This is a genomic window from Cryobacterium frigoriphilum, from assembly GCF_004403305.1.
Taxonomy (GTDB): Bacteria; Actinomycetota; Actinomycetes; order Actinomycetales; family Microbacteriaceae; genus Cryobacterium; species Cryobacterium frigoriphilum.
On the sequence record NZ_SOHE01000031.1, the window covers coordinates 1 to 23,028 of the forward strand.

General features: G+C 67.4%; 18 protein-coding genes. 16 read left to right on the plus strand and 2 right to left on the minus strand.

All coding sequences use genetic code 11. From position 1 onward, the window contains the following. The first annotated feature begins 314 nt into the window (after nucleotides 1–314). From E3T55_RS06940 to E3T55_RS06955, 4 genes are read left to right on the plus strand one after another with little or no spacing between them, the layout of a single operon-like run. Nucleotides 315–1,277, plus strand: coding sequence for an ABC transporter ATP-binding protein (locus tag E3T55_RS06940; protein WP_134518852.1), 963 nt, complete (start codon nucleotides 315–317; stop codon nucleotides 1,275–1,277). Next, nucleotides 1,274–2,128 (plus strand): ABC transporter permease, encoded by an 855-nt coding sequence (locus tag E3T55_RS06945; protein ID WP_134518853.1) that lies wholly within the window; start codon nucleotides 1,274–1,276, stop codon nucleotides 2,126–2,128. The genes E3T55_RS06940 and E3T55_RS06945 overlap by 4 nt, the downstream gene beginning before the upstream one ends. Before the next feature lie 36 nt (nucleotides 2,129–2,164). Then, a complete protein-coding gene (locus E3T55_RS06950) occupies nucleotides 2,165–3,499 on the plus strand; it encodes a sensor histidine kinase (RefSeq protein WP_134518854.1) in 1,335 nt (444 codons plus the stop codon). Then, nucleotides 3,496–4,182, plus strand: a complete 687-nt coding sequence (locus E3T55_RS06955) for a response regulator (RefSeq protein WP_134518855.1) — start codon at nucleotides 3,496–3,498, stop codon at nucleotides 4,180–4,182. The genes E3T55_RS06950 and E3T55_RS06955 overlap by 4 nt, the downstream gene beginning before the upstream one ends. On the opposite strand, the gene lhgO is transcribed toward E3T55_RS06955, so the two are convergent. Beyond that, a complete protein-coding gene (gene lhgO, locus E3T55_RS06960) occupies nucleotides 4,161–5,369 on the minus strand; it encodes an L-2-hydroxyglutarate oxidase (RefSeq protein WP_134518856.1) in 1,209 nt (402 codons plus the stop codon). The two genes, E3T55_RS06955 and lhgO, sit on opposite strands and share 22 nt — an antisense overlap. A gap of 65 nt (nucleotides 5,370–5,434) precedes the next feature. Here lhgO and pip point away from each other — a divergent pair, with 65 nt between their 5' ends. The 11 genes from pip (at nucleotide 5,435) to E3T55_RS07015 (ending at nucleotide 20,353) form a co-directional block, all read left to right on the plus strand. Beyond that, nucleotides 5,435–6,397, plus strand: a complete 963-nt coding sequence (pip, locus tag E3T55_RS06965; protein WP_134518857.1) for a prolyl aminopeptidase — start codon at nucleotides 5,435–5,437, stop codon at nucleotides 6,395–6,397. A 94-nt stretch (nucleotides 6,398–6,491) separates the two neighbouring features. Continuing rightward, a complete protein-coding gene (locus tag E3T55_RS06970; RefSeq protein WP_134518858.1) occupies nucleotides 6,492–10,001 on the plus strand; it encodes a DUF4082 domain-containing protein in 3,510 nt (1,169 codons plus the stop codon). A gap of 62 nt (nucleotides 10,002–10,063) precedes the next feature. Next, on the plus strand, nucleotides 10,064–11,158 hold the full coding sequence (locus tag E3T55_RS06975) for a Gfo/Idh/MocA family protein (RefSeq protein ID WP_420897978.1): 1,095 nt from the start codon (nucleotides 10,064–10,066) through the stop codon (nucleotides 11,156–11,158). Then, nucleotides 11,155–12,153, plus strand: a complete 999-nt coding sequence (locus tag E3T55_RS06980; protein ID WP_134518860.1) for an NAD-dependent epimerase/dehydratase family protein — start codon at nucleotides 11,155–11,157, stop codon at nucleotides 12,151–12,153. Before E3T55_RS06975 ends, E3T55_RS06980 begins: the two co-directional genes overlap by 4 nt. Nucleotides 12,154–12,167: 14 nt before the next feature. Then, the gene (locus tag E3T55_RS06985; RefSeq protein ID WP_134518878.1) at nucleotides 12,168–13,298 is read left to right on the plus strand and encodes a DegT/DnrJ/EryC1/StrS family aminotransferase; all 1,131 of its coding nucleotides are present in this window, start codon (nucleotides 12,168–12,170) and stop codon (nucleotides 13,296–13,298) included. After that, nucleotides 13,291–13,935 (plus strand): acetyltransferase, encoded by a 645-nt coding sequence (locus E3T55_RS06990; RefSeq protein WP_134518861.1) that lies wholly within the window; start codon nucleotides 13,291–13,293, stop codon nucleotides 13,933–13,935. The genes E3T55_RS06985 and E3T55_RS06990 overlap by 8 nt, the downstream gene beginning before the upstream one ends. Beyond that, nucleotides 13,932–15,074: a DegT/DnrJ/EryC1/StrS family aminotransferase gene (locus E3T55_RS06995; protein WP_198418536.1), complete on the plus strand. Its 1,143-nt coding sequence runs from the start codon at nucleotides 13,932–13,934 to the stop codon at nucleotides 15,072–15,074. Before E3T55_RS06990 ends, E3T55_RS06995 begins: the two co-directional genes overlap by 4 nt. Next, nucleotides 15,065–16,618, plus strand: coding sequence for an oligosaccharide flippase family protein (locus E3T55_RS07000; protein ID WP_134518862.1), 1,554 nt, complete (start codon nucleotides 15,065–15,067; stop codon nucleotides 16,616–16,618). The genes E3T55_RS06995 and E3T55_RS07000 overlap by 10 nt, the downstream gene beginning before the upstream one ends. Beyond that, on the plus strand, nucleotides 16,615–17,778 hold the full coding sequence (locus tag E3T55_RS07005) for a glycosyltransferase family 4 protein (protein WP_134518863.1): 1,164 nt from the start codon (nucleotides 16,615–16,617) through the stop codon (nucleotides 17,776–17,778). The genes E3T55_RS07000 and E3T55_RS07005 overlap by 4 nt, the downstream gene beginning before the upstream one ends. Continuing rightward, complete coding sequence (locus E3T55_RS07010) at nucleotides 17,775–19,046, plus strand: glycosyltransferase (RefSeq protein ID WP_134518864.1); 1,272 nt, start codon at nucleotides 17,775–17,777, stop codon at nucleotides 19,044–19,046. Before E3T55_RS07005 ends, E3T55_RS07010 begins: the two co-directional genes overlap by 4 nt. After that, nucleotides 19,043–20,353, plus strand: coding sequence for a glycosyltransferase family 1 protein (locus E3T55_RS07015; RefSeq protein ID WP_134518865.1), 1,311 nt, complete (start codon nucleotides 19,043–19,045; stop codon nucleotides 20,351–20,353). The genes E3T55_RS07010 and E3T55_RS07015 overlap by 4 nt, the downstream gene beginning before the upstream one ends. Before the next feature lie 158 nt (nucleotides 20,354–20,511). On the opposite strand, the gene E3T55_RS07020 is transcribed toward E3T55_RS07015, so the two are convergent. Beyond that, a complete protein-coding gene (locus tag E3T55_RS07020; protein ID WP_134518866.1) occupies nucleotides 20,512–21,975 on the minus strand; it encodes a DUF4082 domain-containing protein in 1,464 nt (487 codons plus the stop codon). Between the two features lie 394 nt (nucleotides 21,976–22,369). Between E3T55_RS07020 and E3T55_RS07025 the strand changes: the two genes are divergently transcribed. Beyond that, nucleotides 22,370–23,014, plus strand: coding sequence for a hypothetical protein (locus tag E3T55_RS07025; protein WP_134518867.1), 645 nt, complete (start codon nucleotides 22,370–22,372; stop codon nucleotides 23,012–23,014). The last annotated feature ends 14 nt before the right edge of the window (nucleotides 23,015–23,028 follow it).

Sequence of the window (23,028 nt, forward strand, 5' to 3'; positions counted from 1 at the left end):
CCGGGTGAGTGCCGCGCCCGGGTGAGTGCCGCGCCCGGGTGAGTGCCGCGCCCGGGTGAGTGCCGCGCCCGGGTGAGTGCCGCGCCCGGGTGAGTGCCGTGGCCGGAGGAGTGCGTGCCCGGGTGAGTGCCGTGCCCCTATGCGTGCCGCGACGCCCGGCGCGGCCGTGGTACCGCGGTACGAGGTTCCGCGTGCCGCAACGGTGCCCCGGGAGGACGCGCCGCAGCATCCGTCGCCCGTAGCGTGTGTTGTGGGGGCAATTTACGGCCCCACCCGACAACGTGGATGAGGCAACGGATGATGCAGGTCAACAAGTGATTCAGGCACAGTCCCTGACCAAGCAGTACGGAAGCAAGACCGCGGTCGATTCAATCGACTTCACGGTGCAGCCCGGCAAGGTGACCGGCCTGCTCGGCCCCAACGGTGCGGGCAAGTCCACGACGATGCGTATGGTCGTCGGGCTCGACCGGCCCACCAGCGGCTCCGTCATCGTGAACGGCAAGCCGTACCGCGAGCACAAGGCGCCGCTGCGCGAAGTCGGCGTGCTGCTCGACGCGAAGGCCGTGCACACCGGCCGCAGCGCCTACAACCACCTGCTCGCCCTCGCCGCGACACACGGCATCCCCGCGAGCCGGGTGCGCGAGGTCATCGAGCTCACCGGCCTGCAGTCCGTCGCCCGCAAACGCGTCGGCGGCTTCTCGCTCGGCATGGGCCAGCGCCTCGGCATCGCCGTCGCGCTGCTCGGCGACCCGGCCACCCTCATTCTCGACGAGCCCGTCAACGGTCTCGACCCCGAAGGCGTGCTCTGGGTGCGTCAGCTCACCCGCCGCCTTGCCGCCGAGGGCCGCACCGTCTTGCTCTCCTCGCACCTGATGAGCGAGATGGCGCTCACGGCCGATCACCTCATTGTGCTCGGCCGCGGCCGAGTCATCGCCGACGCCCCCGTCGACGACATCATCAACGCGTCCACCCGCGGCATGGTGCGGGTGCGCAGCCCGCGGGCCACCGAGCTCGCCGCACTCTTCGCTCGGCCGAATGTCACCGTCACCAGCGTCGAACGCGACGTTCTCGAGATCGTCGGCGTGACCGCCCCCGAGATCGGCGACGCAGCAGCGGGCGCCGGCCTGCCGCTGCACGAGCTGGCCTCGATCAACGGATCCCTCGAAGACGCCTACATGGCCCTCACCCAGGACGAGGTCGAATACCGCACCGGCGGCGGCACCGCCGACCCCTCACCCGAACGCACCGCCAGCGAGCTGCAGGAGGTAGCACGATGAGCACCCTCACCACCCCGAACCCATCCCCGACGACGGATGCCGCCCCCGTCGCCCCGCGCCCGGCCACCGGTTCCGGCCTGAGCTTCGTCGGCATCCTGCGCTCCGAGTGGATCAAGCTGCGCAGCCTCCGATCCACGGTCTGGTCCTTCGCCCTGGTCATCGTCGTGTCCCTGGGCATGGCGCTGCTGATGTCGTCGACCGCGACCGGCAACAGCGGACTCGTGCTTGCGGACGACGACCAGATGGCCTTTATTCTGAGCGTCACCACCTTCGGCATCTTTTTCGGCCAGATGATCGTCGCCGTGCTCGGAGTCATCTCCGTGACCGGCGAGTATTCCACCGGCATGATCAAGTCCACTCTCACCGCGGTGCCCCGGCGGCTGCCGGCCCTCGCGGCCAAGATGATCGTGATGTTCACGGCGACCTTCATCGTCGGCGTCATCAGCACCGTGGGGTCCTTCTTGGTGGCGTCGCCGATCCTCGCCGGCAGTGACATCAGCGCCGACCTGACCGACCCCCTGCTGATGCAGGCGGTGTTCGGCGGAGCCCTCTACCTCGCCCTGATCGCCGTCTTCGCCCAGGGGCTCGGCACCATCCTGCGCAGCAGCGCCGGCGGCATCGCCCTGGCGCTCGGGATCCTGCTGGTGCTGCCCGTCGTGCTGTCGATGATTCCGGCCGAGTGGACCGCGGACCTCGGCCCGTACCTGATTTCCAACGCCGGCGCGGAAATCTTCTTCACCTCCGGCTACAGCGTGGTCGAGGAAGCGTGGCAGAACCTGCTCATCACCCTCGGTTGGGTCGCGGCCAGCCTCGGCCTCGCCGGGCTGCTGCTTAAGTCGCGCGACGCCTAAGGCCGCTGCACACGGGGCACCGCGTACAGTTTGCCTATGAGCACGAGCAATTCCTCCCCCGGGGGCCACACGGCGCCCGGGGGAGAATTGCGTACAGATGCACAGCCGCAACTTCTACTGCCGACCCCGCCCGGCGTCGCCCGCCGGTTCTGGGCCCGGCACCCCTGGCTAACGGATGTCGGCGTCGTGCTGTGTTATCTGCTGCCGCTGCTTCTGGTCACCGGGAGTCCGGGTGACCGGTCGGTACCGGAACTCGTCAACCAGGGCGTCGTCATCGTCGTCGTCAGCATTGCCCTGCTGTTTCGGCGCCATGCTCCGCTTCTCGTGCTCACCGTCTCCGCGGCCGGACTGTTCGTGTCCTACCCCGTTTTCAGCCCCGCCGACACGTTCCCGCTGCTCATCGCGCTGTACGCCGTGGCCGTCTACCGCGGGGCGGGCAGCGCGTGGATTGGATTCGGGGCATCCGCGGTCGCCGGATTTCTTGCCGCCGGCCTGCGCCCCGGTGAACTGGCCTGGATAGCCGTTGGTTCGCAATATGCGGTCACGATGCTTGCCGCCACCCTGATCGGGGTGAACGTCGGAAATCGAAAACGCTACGTCGGTGCCCTGCTCGACCTCGCCGCCCAGCTGGCCGCGGAGCGTGACCGGCAGGCCCGGCTCGCCCGCGTCGCCGAGCGGGCCCGCATCGCCCGCGAAATGCACGACGTCATCGCCCACAGCCTCTCCGTCATGGTTGCGCTCGCCGACGGATCCAGCGCCGTCGCCACGAGCGATCCCGCACGGGCCCAGACCGCGATGCGCGAGGTCGCCACGACCGGCCGCGCTTCCCTGGCCGAAATGCGTCGCCTGCTCGGCGTGCTCACGCAGACCGAAATGCAGACCGAGCTGCAGACGGAGCTGCAGACCCAGACGCAGGCGTTGCGGCCGCAACCGGGCCTCGAGCAACTCGCCGAGCTGGTCGAAACGTATCGCGGGGCCGGCCTGCCGACCCGGCTCGAGATGGAGGGGGCCGGCCCCGACAATCCGGGGCTGCAGCTGGCCATCTACCGCGTCGTGCAGGAGTCTCTCACCAACGCGCTGCGCTACGCCGCCCGGTCGACCCTCGTCACCGTGCGGGTGCGCATGCACAGCGACCGGGTCGAGATCGTCGTCTGCGACAACAGCGCCACCCCCTCGGCGCCGTCGTCGCAGGGGTCGGGCCGGGGGCTCATCGGCCTGCAGGAACGCGTCGCCCTCTACGGCGGCACGCTCGAGGCCGGACCACGCCCCGACGGCGGCTGGCAGGTGCGTGCCACACTGAACGTCGACGCGGCACCGAACGACGCGGCACCGAATACCGAATCATTCATCGACCAGGGGGAGCCCAGATGACCGCGACAGACCCGGCACCGGCCGGCATCCGGGTGCTGCTCGTCGACGACCAACCGCTGCTGCGGATGGGCTTTCGCATGGTGCTCGACGCCGAAACCGACCTGACCGTCGTCGGTGAGGCCGGTGACGGCGCGCAGGCGATCCGGCTGGCGCAGAGCCTCGAACCCGACGTGATCCTCATGGACGTGCGGATGCCCGGCATGGACGGCATCGAGGCGACCCGGCAGATCGCCGCGGCGCGGTCGGCGAGCCGCATCATCATTCTCACGACCTTCGACCTCGACGAGTACGCCTTCGGCGGGTTGCGGGCCGGCGCGAGCGGTTTTCTGCTGAAGAATGCCGAGCCGAACGAACTCATCGCGGCGATCCGCACGGTCGCCGGCGGCGAAGCATCCGTTTCACCCCGCGTCACCCGTCGCATGCTCGAGCTGTTCGGCGCGCAGCTGCCGTGCCGGGCGACGGATGCCGCCCCCGCGCCCGCAGACCGCCTCGTCGTGCTGACCGAACGCGAACGCGAGGTGTTTCTCGCCATCGCCGAGGGCCTGTCCAACTCCGAACTGGCGGCCCGTCTCTTTCTCTCGGAGTCGACCGTCAAGACCCACGTCGGTCGTATCCTGTTCAAACTCGACCTGCGTGACCGGGTGCAGGCTGTGATCCTCGCCTACGACCTCGGCCTCGCCTGAAGACCGAGATCGGCCTGAGCCACGATATGGCGGGCGATTTCGAGCGCGCTCGTCGCCGCCGGCGACGGTGCGTTCAGCACGTGAATCTGCCGTGGCGCGTGTTGAATCACGAAGTCGTCCGCGAGTGAGCCGTCGGGCAGAATCGCCTGGGCACGCACGCCGGCTCCGGCCCGCACGATGTCGGCGTGGGTCAGCTCGGGCACCAGCCGCGCCAGGCTCGACGCGAACAGCCGTTTCGACAGCGACCGGGCAATTTCCTGCCCGCCGGTCAGTACGTTCCGGCTCGCGAGTCTCAAGAATCCGGGATAGCTGACGGCGTCGAGGGTGTCGCGCACGTTGACCCGTCCCCACGAATACCCCTCTCGGGCGAGCGCGAGCACGGCGTTCGGCCCGGCGTGAACGGAACCGTCGATCATCCGGGTGAAGTGCACGCCCAGAAACGGCAGGTCGGGGTCGGGCACCGGGTAGATCAGGCCGCGCACCAGATCACGACGGTCGGCCACGAGTTCGTAGTATTCGCCGCGAAACGGCACGATGCGGGCCGCGGGCCGCAGCCCGGCCAGCAGCGCGATACGGTCGCTCTGCAGCCCGGCACAGTTGATCAGCAGGTCCGCCGTGACCGACCCGGAATCGTGCACGACCGTCACCTGTCGATCGGTCACACGGATGTCCCTCGCGCAGGTTCCGAGCAGCAGCTCGGCCCCCTGCGCCTCGGCCAGCCGAGCGAGTGTCAGCGTCACGGCGGTGTAGTCGATGATGCCGGTCGACTCCACCCGCAGGGCTTCGACCGCGGCAACGTGCGGCTCGAATTCACGCGATTCGGTGCCTGACACCAGCCGCGCCGCGATGCCGTTGGCCCTCGCTCGGTCGCTGAGCGCCCGCAACCGGGGAATTTCCCGGCTGGTGACGGCGACGATGAGCTTGCCGCAGCGCTCATGCGCGATACCGTTCTTCTCGGCGAACCGAAACATCGAGGCGTTGCCCGCCGTGCAGAGGGTTGCCTTGAGGGACCCCGGCTTGTAGTACGGGCCGGCATGGATCACCCCAGAGTTGTGACCGGTCTGGTGCGCGGCCCAGCGCGCCTCTTTCTCGAGTACCGTGACGCGCGCACCGAGACGGCTGAGTCGCTCGGCGACCGCCAACCCCACGATGCCGCCGCCAATGATTACCACGCGTGTAGATGACATTTTCTCCTCGTCGGCGGCCGGTCGCGCCGAGCCTAGCGGCAGACGTCAGTCGGTAGAGTGCTTGAATGCGTACTTTTTACCCGGAAATCGAACCCTACGAAACCGGTCTGCTCGAGGTGGGCGACGGTCAGACCCTGTACTGGGAGGCCTCGGGAAACCCCGAGGGCAAGCCAGCCGTCTACCTGCACGGCGGCCCGGGCGGGGCCTCGAGCGCGAGCCAGCGCCGGGTGTTCGACCCGGAGAAGTACCGCATCATCCTCTTCGACCAGCGCGGCTGCGGCCAGAGCACGCCGCACGCGAGCGACCCCGCGGCCGATCTGGCCGCCAACACCACCTGGCACCTCGTCGCCGACCTGGAGACCCTGCGCGAGCACCTCGGCATCGACCGGTGGCTGGTCTGCGGCGGTTCCTGGGGCAGCTCGCTCGGCCTGGCCTACGCCCAGACCCACCCCGACAAGGTCACCGAGCTCATTGTGCGCGGCATCTTCACGCTGCGTCCCGTCGAACTCGACTGGTTCTACGAGGGTGGCGCGGCCGCCATCTACCCCGACCTCTGGGAGAGCTTCATCGCCCCGGTCCCGGTCGATGAGCGCGGTCACCTGATCGAGGCCTACAGCCGCCTGTTGAATGATCCCGACCAGTTCGTGCGCGAGCGCGCGGGTGTGGCCTGGTCCACCTGGGAGTCCTCGACGATCACCCTGCTGCAGGAGCCGGACAAGATCGCGCACTTCACCGAGCCGGCCTTCGCGGTGGCGTTCGCCCGCATCGAGAACCACTACTTCAGCAACAGGGGCTGGTTCGAACCGAACCAGCTGATTCGCGATGCCGGCAAACTCGCGGATATCCCGGGTGTCATCGTGCAGGGCCGTTACGACATGTGCACCCCGGCCTTCACAGCCTGGGAGCTGCACAAGAACTGGCCGGAGGCCGAGTTTCAGATGATCCCTGATGCGGGCCACGCCTTCGACCAGCCGGGCATTCTCGACGCGATCGTGACCGCGACGGATCGGTTCGCCGCCGCTGAATAGAGCTCTGTCCCCCGCGTGAGCGCGGGGTAGGCCCTCTGGTCGAACCCCATTTAGGGGGGCGCGGCCGTTTGGGGCACATGGCACTCTGTGCTTCATGAGAGAAACTCGGTTCCCGGATGGGGAGGTTCAGGGGCGCCGACGCGCGTCCCTGATCGCCTCGGCTCTTTCGATCACCCTGCTGGCGACCACCTTCTTGGTGGCCGTCGCGCAGCCTGCCGGCGCCGTGGAACCCTGCGCTGCCGAGTCCAATGCGATCGTCTGTGAGAACAGCAAGACCGGCACCGCCCCGTCTGGCTGGGATATCAACGGCTTCGGTGACCCCAGCATTCAGGGGTTCTCGACCGACATCAGCGTCAATGTCGGCAGGCGGGTCGACTTCAAGATCGACACCAACGCCTCGGCCTACACGATCGAAATCTTTCGCACGGGCTGGTATCAGGGCCTCGGAGCACGCAGTATCGCGACGGTCGTTCCCTCGGCGACCCTGCCGCAACAGCAGCCCACGTGCATTTCGAGCGTGGCGACCCAGATCTATGACTGCGGCAACTGGGGCGTTTCGGCGTCGTGGACGGTGCCCACCGACGCCGTGTCCGGTGTCTACATTGCGCGCCTGCGCCGTTCCGATACCGGCGGGTCAAGTCACATCACCTTCGTCGTGCGCGACGAAGCGAGCCGGGCGAATGTGCTCTTTCAGACCTCGGATACCACGTGGCAGGCGTACAACAACTACGGCGGCAGCAGCTTTTACCAGGGCGCCAGCCCGGGCCGCGCCTACAAACTCAGCTACAATCGACCGTTCTCGACCCGGGGTTCCTCCGGCGGACGCGACTTCTACTTCGGCAACGAGTATCCGCTCGTGCGCTTCATGGAGAAGAACGGCTACGACGTCACCTACCAGAGTGGCATCGACACTGACCGTCTCGGGGCAGGGCTGCTCAATCACCAAGTCTTTCTCTCCGTCGGACACGATGAGTACTGGTCGGGGCGGCAACGCGCCAACGTCGAGGCCGCGCGGGATGCGGGCGTGAACCTGCAGTTTCTGTCGGGCAACGAAATGTACTGGCGCACCCGCTACGAACCCTCCGTCGACGGCAGCAACACCGCCTACCGCACCGTCGTCTCGTACAAGGAAACCTGGAGCTACGACAAGATCGATCCGAGTCCCGAATGGACCGGAACCATGCGCGATCCCCGATTCGCCTCGGCGGCCAACGGCGGTGGTCAGCCCGAAAACGGGGTGTCCGGCACCATGTACACGTCGAACTTCTCGGACCTTGCGGTCTCCGTCAGCGCCCAGGAAGGCAAGCTGCGGCTGTGGCGCAACACCACCCTGGCCACCCTGCCCGCCGGAACGACGAGGGCCCTGGCCAGTCACACGATCGGCTACGAGTCGAACGAAGACGTAGACAACGGCTTCCGACAGGCCGGGCTGATTCGCCTGTCGACCACGACCGGAGCGGTGCCCGAATACATGCAGGACTTCGGCAACACGGTGCTGCCCGGAACGACGACGCACCATCTCACGCAGTACCGGGCCCCCAGCGGGGCGCTGGTCTTTTCTGCCGGCAGCGTGCAGTGGACCTGGGGGCTCGACGCCAGGCACGATGGCAACGGGGCCGCTGCCGACGTACGGATGCAGCAGGCGCAGGTCAACCTCTTCGCCGACATGGGCGTGCAACCGCTGACACTGGACACGGCCCTGACCCTCTCGAGCGCGAGTACCGATCGAACGCCCCCGACGGCGGTGATCACCGCTCCGGCCGCGGGCACGAGTGTGCCCAACGGCACCTCCGTGACCGTGACGGGCACGGCCTCAGATGTCGGCGGCGTTGTGGCCGGTGTCGAAGTGTCGACCGATGGCGGGCAGACCTTCAGCGCCGCGACCGGAACCACCAACTGGACGTACTCGTACCTTCAGAAGGGGGCCGGCGGTCAAAACGTGCAGGCGCGGGCGATGGATGACAGCTCGAACATGGGGGCATCCGTTCAGCGCTCGCTGACCAGTGGGGGGCCGTACTCCGCCCTGGGGCTGCTGGCGCCCCGTGCCGCCGATTTCGGCGACGCGGCCGCCGAAGAGCTGGGCCTGCGGTTCACGCCGACCGTGAACGGGTCGATCACCGGGGTTCGGTTCTTCAAGAGCAGCACCAACACCGGCACCCACACCGGCACGCTCTGGGACAACGCCGGCAACCGGCTCGCCGTCGTCACCTTTGGCACGGAAACGGCCTCCGGATGGCAGTCCGCGAACTTCTCGTCACCGGTAGCGGTCACGGCCGGCCAGGCCTACACCGTGTCGTATTTCAGTCCCAGGGGACACTACTCAGCAGACGCCTACTTCTGGGCCTACCGGGGCGATTCCCGTGGACCGCTCACCGTGGCGGGAGGTTTCGGTGCGACACCGGCGGGGGTCTACAACAGCAACGGAACGTTCCCGACCGACTCCTACCGAGGCCACAACTACTACGTTGACGCCATCTTCACCCCGGGAAGCACCCCGACCCCGACCCCGACCCCGACCCCGACCCCGACTCCGACGCCCACCCCGGGCGCATCGACGACGCTGCTGGGTGCCGAGACGCCGATTGTGGCGTCGGCAACCGGCGACACCGCTGCCATCGAGCTCGGGGTCTCGGTGATCCCGTCGGTGAACGGAACGGTGTCGGCCATCCGCTTCTACAAGGGCGGCAATAACGGCGGCACCCATACGGGCAGCCTGTGGAATGCGGCCGGCACCCGGTTGGCCACCGTCACGTTCGCGAACGAGACCACGAGCGGATGGCAGTCGGCCACGTTGACGACGCCGGTTGCTCTCACCGCGGGCGAGAAGTACGTCGTGTCGTACTATGCACCCCAGGGGCGATACTCCTACTCGTCGGCGTACTTTCAGACGGCGAAAACCAGCGGCGCCCTCACCGCAGCGGCAACGACAAACGGGCTCTATCGCTACGGCACGGGTGGTGGTTTTCCCACTGCCGCGTTCAATGCCACGAACTACTTCGTCGACCTGGCGTTCACCCCGGCCGGCACGACCCCGACTCCGACCCCGACCCCGACCCCAACCCCGACCCCAACCCCAACCCCAACCCCAACCCCAACACCCACCCCCACTCCCACGCCGACCCCGGGAACGCCCGTGTCACTACTCGGAACCGAGACCCCCGCCGTGGCATCGGCCGCTGACACCGCCGCGGTCGAACTGGGCATGTCCTTCACGCCGTCCGTGGCCGGCCGGGTGACCGGCATCCGCTTCTACAAGGGAGCCGGGAACACCGGAACGCACACCGGCAAACTGTGGAGCACGACCGGCACGAACCTGGCCACGGTGACCTTCACCGCGGAAAGTGCGACCGGCTGGCAGACCGCGCAGCTCGCCACCCCGGTGACCCTGGTCGCCGGAACGACCTACGTCGTGTCGTATCTGGCACCCCAGGGCCGCTACTCCTACACCTCGAGCTATTTCACGACCGCTAAGACGACCGGTCCGCTCACCGCGGCCGCGAGTGCCAACGGCCGGTATCGCTACGGGGCCGGCGGTGGCTTTCCCAGCTCCTCCTTCAACGCCACCAATTACTTCGTCGATGTGAACTTCGTTCCCACCTCCTAGGGCGGGCCACGCGCGACCCGAACACCGGCCGTGAGGCCGGGCGACCAGAAATGAGATCAACCGTGAATTCGAAGTTGAAAATCGCCGTGATCGGCGCCGGCTACTGGGGCCCGAACCTGGCCCGAAACTTCAGCGCGAGCCCGGAGTGGGACCTCGTGGCGATCTGCGATCTGGACCGCGAGCGGGCCCAGACACTCGCCGACCGGGCCGGCGGCAACCCCGCGGTGTTCACCGATGTCGGTGAGCTCCTGGCGCAGACCAACCTCGATGCCGTCGCGGTCGCCACGCCAGCCCGCACTCACAACGGGGTGGTGATGGCCGCCCTGCGAGCGGGCAAGCACGTTTTGGTCGAAAAGCCGCTCGCCGACACCCACGAGCGCGGGGTCGCGATGGTGCAGGAGGCGGCGGCTCGCGGACTCACCCTGATGGCCGATCACACCTACTGCTACACCCCCGCGGTGCTGAAGATTCGAGAGATCATCGCCGACGGAGCTCTCGGAGACCTGCTCTTCATCGACTCGGTACGCATCAACCTCGGCCTCGTGCAGCCCGACGTCGACGTGTTCTGGGACCTCGCCCCGCATGATCTCTCAATCATCGACTTCATCCTGCCCGGTGGGCTGCGCCCGTCGGTGGTGTCCGCCCACGGTGCCGATCCGCTCGGTTCCGGCAAGTCCTGCATCGGCTATCTGACCGTTCCCCTCGCGGGCAACGCCATTGCGCATGTGCACGTCAACTGGCTGAGTCCGACCAAGATTCGACGGATGGTCATTGGCGGAACGCTGCGCACCCTGGTCTGGGACGATCTGAACCCGCAGCAGCGGCTCAGCGTCTACGACCGCGGGGTCGACCTCACGCAGCAGAGCGTCGACGGCGTGGATCGCGCCTCCTCGATGGTCTCCTATCGGCTGGGTGACACCTGGTCTCCCGCCCTGCCGGAGCGTGAGGCCCTCGGGGTGATGGCGAGCGAATTCGCGGCGAGCATCCGGCAGGCCCGGCCGGCCCGCACCGACGGCGAGGCCGCCCTGCGCGTGCTCGCTGTGCTCGAGGCGGCGAGCCGCAGCCTGCTGATTTCCGGCGCCATGGCCGAGGTCGAGGTCACGCCGGTGCCGGCGGAAGCCGCATCGGTCGCCGCGTTGGTCGAGGCCCGTCGATGAGCGCCCTGCAGGGTGCGAGCGTGCTGGTCACCGGCGGCGCGGGCACCATTGGTTCCACCCTCGTCGATCAGCTGCTCGACGCGGGTGTTGCCCACATCGATGTTCTGGACAATTTCGTGCGCGGCAGGGCCAGCAACCTCACGAGCGCCTTGGCCTCGGGGAGGGTGACCGTGGTCGAGGGTGACCTTCGTGACCGCGACCTCGTTCATGACGTCACGCGCGGCAAGGACCTGGTGTTTCACCAGGCTGCAATCCGCATTACCCAGTGCGCCGAGGAACCACGGCTCGCGCTCGAGGTGCTCGTCGACGGCACCTTCAATGTGCTCGAGGCCGCGCAGCTGCACGGGGTGGGCAAGGTGATCTCGGCTTCGAGCGCATCCGTTTACGGCATGGCGGAGCAGTTTCCGACCACCGAGCGCCATCACCACCACAACAATGACACCTTCTACGGGGCGGCGAAGTCCTTCAACGAGGGCATGCTGCGTAGTTTTCGGGCCATGTACGGCACCGACTATGTGTTGCTGCGCTACTTCAACGTGTACGGACCGCGAATGGATGTGCACGGCCTGTACACCGAGGTTCTGGTGCGATGGATGGAGCGCATCATGGACGGTCAGCCGCCCCTCATCTTCGGCAGCGGACTGCAGACGATGGACTTCGTGTTCACCGACGACATCGCCAGGGCCAACATTCTGGCGGCGACGAGCGACGTGCGCGAGGGCGTCTACAACGTGGCGAGCGGAACGGAAACGAGCCTGCTGGGTCTGGCCGAGGGACTGCTGCGGGTCATGGACTCCGACCTGTCGGTGGAGCACGGACCCGACCGCGCCGTCAACGGCGTGGCTCGCCGTCTTGCCGACACCACGAGCGCCTGGGACGATCTGGGCTTCGCCGCCCGGGTCGGCCTCGACGACGGCCTGCGCAAACTCGTGCAGTGGTGGATGCCGCTGCGCGAGCAGATTGCCGCCGAGCGTTTCGTGGGAGTTGCCCAGTGACGCGCATCAACGTGATGAAGCCGTGGTTCGGTGACGAAGAGATCGCGGCCGTCACCGCCGTCATCGCGTCGGGTTGGGTCGCACAGGGACCGCGCGTGGTCGCCTTCGAAGAACAGTTCGCGGTCGCCGTGCACGCAGAGCACGCCGTCGCCACGTCGAACTGCACAACGGCGCTGCACCTGGCGCTCGTGGTCGCCGGCATCGGCGCGTCCGATGACGTTGTCGTTCCGTCATTCTCCTTTATCGCCACCGCGAACGCGCCGACCTACGTCGGAGCTCGCGTCGTGTTTGCCGATGTGGATGCCCAGACGGGCAACGTGACGGCCGACACGATTCGCGTTGCGCTCACCCCACGCACCCGAGCGGTCATCGTGGTCGACCAGGGCGGCGTCCCGGTGGACCTCGACCCCATTCGGGCGCTGTGCGATCCGCTCGGGATCGTCATTATCGAGGACGCGGCCTGCGCCGCCGGCGCCACCTATCACGGGCGGTCCGTGGGCGCCGGGGCCGACGTCACCGTCTGGTCCTTCCATCCGCGCAAGATTCTGACGACCGGCGAGGGCGGCATGCTGACCACTGACCGGCTCGACTGGGCGGAGCGGGCGCGCCGGCTGCGTGAACACTCGATGAGCGTTTCGGCCACTGACCGGCACGCCTCGGTGTTGGCGCCGGCCGAGGAATACTCCGAGATCGGGTACAACTACCGCATGACGGATCTGCAGGCGAGCGTCGGCATCGTGCAGCTCGGCCGTCTCCCGGTGATTGTGCAGCGCCGGCGTGAACTCGCCGCGGTTTACGCGCGGGCGGTGCAGGGCGTTGCCGGGCTGCGCGCGGTCACCGACCCGCACTGGGGCCAGTGCAACTTTCAGTCGTTCTGGCTGGAGGTCGGGGCGGAATACCCGCTGACGAGGGATGAGCTGCTGGAGCGGCTTGCGCAGGCCGACATTTCCGCTCGTCGCGGCATCATGGCGGCGCACCGACAGCCGGCGTACGCCGCGCGGGACACGGGAGGCGCAGCGCTCACCATCACCGAGCGGCTCACCGACAACACCCTCATCCTGCCGCTCTACCACCAACTGACCGACGCGGATCAGGCCCGGGTGATCGAGGCGCTGGCCCTGGAGGGTGCACTGCGACGTGGTTGAGCTACTTCTGGTCGGCGCGAGTGGTCTCGCACGCGAGGTGCTGAGTGTGATTCGTGCGGCCGGGGCCGTCGACACCGTCGGAATGCTGGATGATTCCCCGCAATTGTGGGGCACCCGGCTCGCCGGGGTGCCCGTGCTCGGCTCCCTCGCGACGGTCGCCGAGCACCCCGATGCTCAGCTCGTGCTGTGCGTCGGCCAGGGAACGGCTCGCGCACGCATCGTCGAACGGCTCGCGGACTCTGGCGTGACGGCTCTGCGTTTCGCCCGCGTAGTGCACCGCAGCGTGGAGGTGCCCGATTCCTGTCGAATCGGACCCGGCAGCATCGTGCTGGCCGGCACCGTTCTCACGGCCGACGTCATCATCGGCTCCCATGTTGTGATCATGCCCCACGTCACGCTGACGCACGGAAACCGCATCGATTCCTTTGCGACGCTCTGTGCGGGCGTCACTCTCGGCGGCGACGTGCGCGTCGAAGCCGGTGCCTACCTCGGCATGAATTCGGCCGTTCGCCAGCGGGTGCGAATCGGCGCCGGTGCGGTCATTGGCATGGGCGCCGCCGTTCTGCACGCCGTTCCAGCCCACGAAACCTGGCTCGGTGTTCCAGCCCATCGTCACGAGAATGGACCGCAAACATGAGCTTCACCACGCAAACCCAGCCGATCGACACGATCCAGCCCGGTATCCGGGTGCCCATGCTTGACCTGGGCCTGCAACATCGACAGATCGCCGCACAGGTTGCCGAGGGGTTCGCGCGGGTATTCGCCGCAACGAGTTTTATCCAGGGCCCTGCCGTCACCCAGTTTGAGAGCGACTTCGCGGCCTACTGCGGGATCGAGCACGTGATCGGTGTCGGGAACGGCACGGATGCCCTCGAGCTCGCCCTGCGCGGCGCCGGAATCGGAGCGGGAGACGAGGTCATCGTTCCGGCCAACACCTTCATTGCCACCGCCGAAGCAGTCGTTCGCGCCGGGGCATCCGTCGTCTTCGTCGATTGTGACGAGAACTTTCTGATCGACCCGGCTCGGGTGCACGAGCAGATGACGGCCCGCACGCGTGCCGTCATGGCGGTGCACCTCTATGGTCAGACCGCCCCGGTCGACGATCTGCGGGCCGTCGTCGGGTCCGCCGTGGTCATCGTCGAGGACGCGGCGCAGTCGCAGGGGGCCCGGTATCGCGGGCGCCGGGCCGGATCGCTCGGAGACGTCGGGGGCACCAGCTTCTACCCCGGCAAGAATCTCGGGGCCTACGGTGATGCCGGAGCTGTGCTGACGACATCAGCCGAAATTGCGGCTCGGGTGCGCATGCTGGCAAACCACGGCAGTGTTCACAAGTACGAGCACGAGAGCATCGGCACCAACTCGCGGCTGGACAGCCTGCAGGCCGTCGTGCTGTCGGCCAAGCTCGCTCGGCTCGACGAGTGGAACGCTGAGCGGCGCGTGCTGGCCGAGCGCTACAGCAGCATGCTGGGCGACACCGAACGGGTCGTCACCCCGGTCACCGTGCCGGGCAACGAACATGTCTTTCACCAGTACGTCGTGCGCGTACCGGGCCGTGACCGCGTCGTTGCCGCCCTGAACGCGGTGGGAATCGGAGCCGGCATCCACTACCCGTACCCGGTTCATCTGTCGCCGGCGTTCGCCGGTGCGGCCCAGGGGGTGGGGTCTTTTCCCGTGGCCGAAGCGCTGGCCGGGCAGATCATGTCGCTGCCGATTTACCCGGGCCTCACGGTTGCCCAGCAGGATCGTGTGGTTGAGGTTCTGCTCTCATGCCTCTGACACCCTCGCCTGCACCTGCCCCCGCCGCGATTTCCGCCGACGACAGGAGCCTCGGCGACCGAGTGCGCACGGGAGCGCTCTGGGCGGGCGGCAACGCGCTGTTCCTGCGGGTGGCGAACATCCTCATTATGGCCGTCGTCGCGCGTATCGTGGCTCCCGCGGAGCTGGGCGTCTTCGCCCTCACCCTCGTCGTTCACGGAATCGTGGTGAGCATGGCCGAGCTCGGGGTCGCCTCGGCGATCGCACGATCCGACCAGAATGTGGACTCCATCGCTCCGACCGTCGTGACGATCTCCATCGTGACGAGCCTGACGCTGGGCACCTTGATGGCGGTGTTTGCCGCCCCCCTGGCGTTGCTGCTGGGCTCCGGCGCGGCCGAGGACCCGCTGCGGGTCATGGCGCTGTGCGTCGCGCTCGTCGGCCCGTTCGCCGTTCCCGGCGCCCTGCTGCAGCGGGAATTCAGGCAAGACCTGGTCTTTCGCGCCGCCGCCATCGCGTTTGTGCCCGGCAGCGCGGTTCTCATCGTGGTGTCGCTGGCCGGAGACGGGGCGATGGCGTTCGCGTGGTCGCGCGTCGTGGGCCAGCTGGTCATGGGTTCTCTCATGTTGCTGAGCGTGAAGCGCCGGTATCGTCCCGGTTTCAACACCCGAGTTCTTGCGTCGCTGATTCGGTTCGGCTTGCCGCTCGCCTTCGCCAACCTGTTGAGCCAGGTGCTGCTCAATATCGACTACGTCTTCGTCGGCCGGTTTCTGAGTATCGAGGAGGTGGGCCTCTACAACCTCGCCTTCAATATTTCGCTCTGGTCGACGGCGGTCATCGGGTCCATCCTCAACGGCCTCGTGCTGCCGGCCTTCTCGCGCGTTCGGGCCGAGGGCGGGGATACGACGGATGCCCTGGCCAGGGGGGTGCGCACCGTGGCGCTCATCGCTGCTCCGCTGGCCGCACTGGCGTTTGCGCTCGCCGCGCCGTTGATCGTCACCGTCTACGGTGGCCAGTGGTCGGCGGCCGCACCGGTGCTGCGGGTGCTGTCGCTCTACGGTTTTCTGTCGGTGATCTGTCTGCTGCTCGCGAACGTGATCGTGGCCACCGGCCGAACCGGCGTGCTGTTCTGGGTGCAGGCGGTGGCTCTTGCCGCGCTCGTGCCGGCCATGTGGGCCGGGGTGAGCGTGGCGGGACTCATCGGCGTTGCGGCCGCCCACATCGTCGTCATCCTGGTCGCCACCTTTCCCCTCTACGTGTTGGCGATCAAGCGGTCTCTGGGGGCAGGTCCGGCCACCATCCTGCCGGCCCTGGCTTGGCCGGCGATCGCCGCGGGCCTGGCGGGAGTGGCCGCCTGGTTGGCCGCATCGCTGCTCACCGTGCCCGCGCTGCAGCTGCTGACCGGTGGTGCGGCCGGTGCGCTCGTCTATCTTGCGCTGACCAGTCCGTTACTTCTTCCCCTGTTTCCTGCCACCGGCCGGCTCCGATCCGTGCGCGTGGTGCTCGATGTTCTGGGTCGTCCCGCTGCGTGGGTCACCCACAGAATCGCTAGGAGTGCACCATGAGAGTTGCCCTGCTTTATCCTCAGCCGGATGCGGTTTCACCGGCAAACTGGTCGGGTATACCGAGCGGACTTGCGCGGGGCCTGGAGGCCTGCGGCATCGACGTCGTTCCCGTGGGCGCTCGGCTTCCCCTCGGAATGCACCAGGCCGTCGCGGTGCTCTCCCGGATCGGCGGTCGACGTGGAGCGGTGGCCGACCGGATGCCCGTGCGGCAGTGGGCGCGCACCCGGGTGCTGACCGAGAACCTCGCTCGGGTCGCCGGCTCGCTTGACGCCGTCATCGCCATGGGAACGGAAATGTACGATCTGGCCGCCGTGAGATACCCGCACGTGCCCGTCGCCACCTTCGACGACGGAACCCTGCGCCAAATGTGGGACAACCCCGACTCCGACATTCGGCAATCTCGGTTTCCCGAAGACCAGGTGAAACTCTGGTTCGATCGGCAGGCCGCATCGAGCAGGGCAGCGGATGTCTGCTGCGTGAGCACGGGATGGGCGGCCCGGTCGTTCGTGGCCGATTACGGTGTCAGCAGCGCACGGGTCAGCGTCGTCGGTATGGGGCACCGGCCCCGGGCAGTGTCGTCGTCTGTAGTGTCGGCGTCGGCAGGGCCGCGGGATTGGTCAGTGCCCCGGTTTCTCTTCATCGGTGTCGACTGGCAACGCAAGAATGGTGCCGCGGTCTTGGCCGCGTTCGCCGAGCTCCGCACGATCGTGCCGAGCGCGACCCTGGATATCGTCGGCCGCCATCCGCCCATTGATCAAGCCGGTGTGACCGGGCACGGGTTTCTGCCCCGGGAGCAGCCGCAGGCCCAGGCGCTGCTGGACGGCCTGTTCTCGGCGGCGACGGTCTTCGTGCTGCCGAGCCGTTTCGATCCCTCACCCATCGCGTACCTCGAAGCCGCCTCGGCCGGGCTGCCGGTCATCGCCACGAGCGAGGGGGGAGCGGGCGAACTGCTGGGGGCGGCGGCCATCACGGTGCACCCCGATGATCGTGCTGCGCTCGTGTCCGCGATGGTGCGCCTGGCCGATCCGGGGGTGGCCAGGGCGATGGGCGAAGAAGCAGCGCTGCGGGCTCGCTCGGCCAGCTGGAGTGGCGTCGCCCAGAGAATCCTCCTGGCCCTCGACATCCCGGTCGATCTTCCCGTGCGCGGCGGTGTGCGATGAGGCGCGTGCGCTCGGCGGCCGGGGCATCCCGCAGCACCGTTCTGGTGCAACTCAACAACCTCGCGCTGGGGGGAACGCAAATCAATGCGGTCGACCTCGCGTCGGCCCTCATCCCGCACGGTTTCGACTCGGTTCTGATGGGGCCGCGCGACACCATCCTGGCGGGACCGTCACTGTTCGACGTGGCCCGGGATCGCGGAATCCAGGTCGAAATCTTTGATCGCCCCACGACGACCATCGCCGGAGCCCGTCTGCTGTCCCGGCGGGCTCGGGAGTGCGGCGCCGATATCGTGCACGTGTACGGCACCGGTAACGCCCGCTCCGCGTACTGGGGCCCCGCCCTGCTGGCCCGCCGCCCCCTCGTGCTGACCGTCTACGAGATGGCGGTCAGCGAACAGGAGTTCGCGTCGCCCCCGCTCGTGGTGGGAACGGGCTATCTCATTGATGATCTGCGGGCCAGGCCCGGCCAGACCCGGCTGGTCAGCCCGCCCGTTGACCTCGAGCGTGACCGGGTCGAGGCCGTGGACACCGCCGACTTTCTGCGGGTGACGGCCGGCACGTCTTCTCGGGCCGTGCGAATCGTCGCGGTGACTCGTCTCGACGAAGAGATGAAGGCGCTGAGCGTTGAGATCGCCATTCGGGCCGTCGACCGCTCGGTGCGGCACGACCTGATGCTCGTGATCGTCGGCACGGGTGACGCCGAGATCAGGCTGCGGGCACTGGGACGGCAGGTCAACGAGCGCCTCGGTCGGCGCGCGATCGTCTTCGCCGGTCCGCTGGCGGATCCGCGTGCCGCCTACGCGAGCGCTGACCTCGTGCTCGGCATGGGCGGGTCGGCGGCGCGTGCCCTGGCCTTCGGGCGGCCCCTGATCGTGCAGGGCGAGTTCGGCTGGAGCCAGACGTTCATGCCGAGCACGGCCGCGGCCCTGTTTCGCAACAGTTTCTGGAGTGACGAGCGGCCGCCGCACCCCGTCGACGATCTCGTGCGGCAGGTGGAAATCCTCGCCGCAGACCCGGCAGCTCGCAAGCAACTGGGAGTATTCGGGCGGGACTTCAGCGTTGGGCACTTTGGTCTCGAGGCAATGGCGGCCAGGCTCGCCGGCGTTTACGCCGGTGCGCGACGCGCATACCGGGCGCGTGATTGGGCGCGCGATCTGGATCTGGAGTGGGCGGCCGTCAGTCGGGCCCGGCTCGCCAGGCTGCACGCACCGCGCGGGGCGACGCCGCCCACCCGCGGCGCGGAACTCGTGGAAGGACACGCATCATGAAGACGAACCCCGTGCAGATTGTGCGACGGCTGCAGAGCAACGGCGTGGCCGACGTCGGGCGTCGAGTCATTCGGCGGCTCTACGACCAATTCGACGCGGCAGCACTGCAGTTTCCGCTCCTTCCCGAAGACGTGGGTGACTCCACCCGGCTGCCCAATTTCGCCGCCCTGCCGGCAGGCCCGACGTTCCCGGCGGCAGCGACTAAGGATCCGCTGACCACGGATCCGCTGACCACGGAGCCACTGACCACGGAGCCACTGACCAGGGAGCCACTGACTATCGGCTGGGTCTGCACACCGCCGTCGGCCGGTTCGGGCGGGCACACGACGCTGTTTCGCATGGTCGCTGGCCTGACCGCGCGCGGTCACCGCTGCATCCTCTACCTCTATGACCGTCACGGCGGCGATCGGGAAGCGCAGGCGCGGGTGATTCGGCAGGGCTGGCCGCAACTCCAGGTCGAGATTCGCGATGCGACCGAGGGGATCAGGGGCGTCGACGCCGTCGTGGCGAGCTCGTGGGAAACTGCCCACGTGCTGGCCTCCCGGATTCGCGAGCGGGCGAGCCTGCTCTATTTTATTCAGGACTTCGAGCCGTACTTCTATCCGCGCGGCTCGCTCCAGGCGCTCGCCGAAGACAGCTATCGCTTCGGTTTCACCAATATCGCCCTGGGCGAGATGGTGGCCCAGGAACTGGCCGCGCTCGAGATCCCCCGGCTGGTCGCCCCGTTTGGCTGCGATACGGATGTCTATTCGCTGAGCAACCGGGGCGCCCGCTCCGGCGTCGTGTTCTATGCCAAACCCGGTGTCGACCGGCGGGGCTTTCTGCTGGCCCAGCGGGGGCTCGAGGAGTTTCACGAGCGGCACCCGGAGCAGCAGATCCACGTCTATGGTGACCCGATCCGCAACTGGCGAACGCCCGTGACCCGTCACGAACGGCTGACCCCGGTACAACTCAACCAGTTGTACAACGCCTCGCTGGCGGGCATCGCCATGTCCTTCACCAACATCTCGCTCGTGGCCGAGGAGATGCTGGCCTGCGGCACGATTCCCATCGTCAACGACTCGGTCGGTTCCCGGGCCGATCTGCGCAATCCGCACGTCTCGTGGGCGCTTCCCACCGCGGGCGGCATCGCCGATGCCCTCAGCCGGGTCGTCGAGGGCGAGAGTCAGAGCGAGCGCAGCGTCGCGGCGAGCGAGTCCGTGCGGCAGGGGTGGGGTGCGGCCCAGCAGATCGTGGCCGCGGCCATCGTCGAGGCCGTCGCACGTCGCGGCTCGCGGGCGCTTCCGCCGGCGGCGGTCACCGCCTGATCCGCCGCATCCGTTGCACGCACGCATCTGTTGCACGCACGCATCTGTTGCACGCACAGATCTGTTGCACGCACAGAGGCGGCACCGCAGAATGAATTCTGCGGTGCCGCCCGTAGTGGTGTCGTGCTGTGTTTGTGCTGTGTCCGTGCGGTGTGGTGCTAGTTGGGTGCCGGAACGGTTGAGCCGTTGGCCCACACGTTTCCGGTCCAGGCGTTGCCGTTGCCCGACACGTACGCGGTTGCGGCGCCGAACTTGCCGCAGGTCGGGTACGCAGAGTTGCCGAACGTGTTCCCGATGTACCGAGAATTAGTCGGGGCGATGCCCGCGTCATTCCCGGCGTAGAGGCAGAAGCCGCCACCGTTGAGCAGGTTGCCCTGAACGAGGGCGTTGTTTACCGCCCGCTGCTGGCCGTAGAGGGCAATCGCCGCCGAGAAGTTCGGAGCGGTACCCGAGTCCAGTCGGTTGCCCGTGATCGTGAAGTTCGATCCGCCCTGAGTGAAGATCGCCTCGTTGTGGCTGCCCCCGTTGGCCGGGTCGCCGCTCACGCTGAGGTCGTGCACCCAGGAGTTCTTGATGGTCACGTTGTTTTCCATGTAGAACGCCTTACCCCAGCCGTAGACGTTGCAGCCGTCGCAGGTGTAGTTTGCCCAGCCGATCGCGGAGTCATAGGCGCCCGACACTCCGGGGCCGGCGATCTCCACTCGCTGGAATACTGCGCCGCTGCCGCCGACTTCGATGCGTCCGCTGATCTTGGAATTCTTGATCGTGACGTTCGACGCGTTGATCTTGACGTTACCGGTGATGTTCAGCCCCGAGATCACGGCTCCCGCGGTGGACACGGTGAGGGGTCCCGAGTTGGTCAGCGTCGTGCCGGCCGGTACACCGGTGGTCGTCGCGTTGGGCCATCCGGCGGGCGCCGGTGACGGCGCGGGCGTCGGTGTGGGTGCCGGTGTGGGGGTGGGGGCCGGTGTCGGCGTGGGAGCCGGCGTCGGTGTCACGGCCGTCGGCTTGAAGGCAACGTCCACGAAGTAGTTGGTCGCCTTGAAGCTCGACGACGGGAATCCGCCGCCAGAACCGTAGCGGTAGACCCCGTTGCTGCCCGAGCGAGCGGTCAGCGAGCCGGTGGTCTTGGTGTTGGCGAAATAGTTCGTGGTGTACGCGTAGTTTCCCCGCGGTGCGAGATAGGAAACGACGTACCGACTCCCCGCGGTCAGCTTCACCGGGGTGGCCAGTGTCGCCCCCTGCCATCCGCTGGCGGTTTCACCGGTGAAGGTGACAGACGCGAGCTTGGTGCCGGATGATGTCCACAGGTTTCCGGTGTGGGTTCCCGTGTTGGTTGAGCCCTTGTAGAAGCGGATGCCGGTGGCGGTCCCGGCGACCGATGGTACGAACGAGACCCCCAGCTCCACGGCGGACGGATCGTTGGTGGCCGCGGCGACCGCCGGTGTCTCAGACCCGAACAGTCCGACGGACCCCGCCGGAACGGCGGTGCGTGGTGCGACAGCCGGCAGGGCTGTTGCGAGCGGTGCCCCTATCAGGGCGAGCCCTGTGGCTGCAATAATTGCTATGAGCGATGTGCGCCGCCAGGATCGCCTGGCGTGCTTCGCTGTTTCTATCTTCAAAACTAACTACCTCCTGTCGTCGACGGCCGTGGCCATCGACGCGCCCTCTGGGCTATTGATCGGCACCGGAAGCCTCCACTGCCAGCGTGCACGACTGTACCCCCGTTTAGGGGTAGAACCTAGAGTCTGGTGTAAATCCATTCGAATTTCGGTTATAATGCACGTGCATCTATGCATAGTGGTTGCAACGAAGTGTCTCAGACGCGTGTAATTCCGCTCTGAAATCACTCCTGGCGGTGTCCTCACGCGCTCCGTTTGTGTTCCCCGGAAATTGACTGGTCAACCCCTTTTTATCCGTGCGTGGTGCCCATATCATACTCACGAGCGCGTGATTCACCGGCCCGGATCGAGGGCCGGACCCCGGCCACCATACACAGATCCAGAAAGTGACAGTGTGATTATCAACAGATTGTTCCGATCATGGGTTCGACGCTGGTATCTGGCCGCCGGATTCGCCATTCTGACCCTCGGAGCGGTCGTCCTGTCGCTGCAGATCGACGGTGTCTATTCCACCAGGGTCAATGTCGTCTTTCTGGCCCCGACGGCACTGACCGGCAACTCGCTCAGCGACACCTCGGACAGCCTCATTAACTTCGCGGCCGTGGTCGAACGTGAGTACAACGGCAACGTCTATCCGGCACGTTTTTCAAACCCCGCCGCCACGCTCTATGGCGCCGGGGTCCGTGATGGACACGCGGTGACACTGCTGGACAGCGGTGGCCAATGGAAGGACTCCTTCACCAATCCGGTACTGACGGCGGAGGTTGTGGGCGCGAGTGAGAGTGACGTTCGCGCCGAGCTGCAGCGAGTCGTTGACGGCATCAATGCGGTCGCGTCGGCGCAGCAAGACCGCGCGCTCGTCGGTGCCGCGGATCGAATCACAACCCTGACGAGCCCGCAGGTGGCCGTGGTGGCGTACGCCGACGGAAGTCGCACCCGTGCCGTGGGTGCGATCGTGCTGCTGGGCCTGGGTATCGGGGGAGTCGCGACCGCGTTCTTCGACCGAGTGCTGACCCGCGCCGATTCACGCCGCGGATAGGGCGCCTCGCCGTC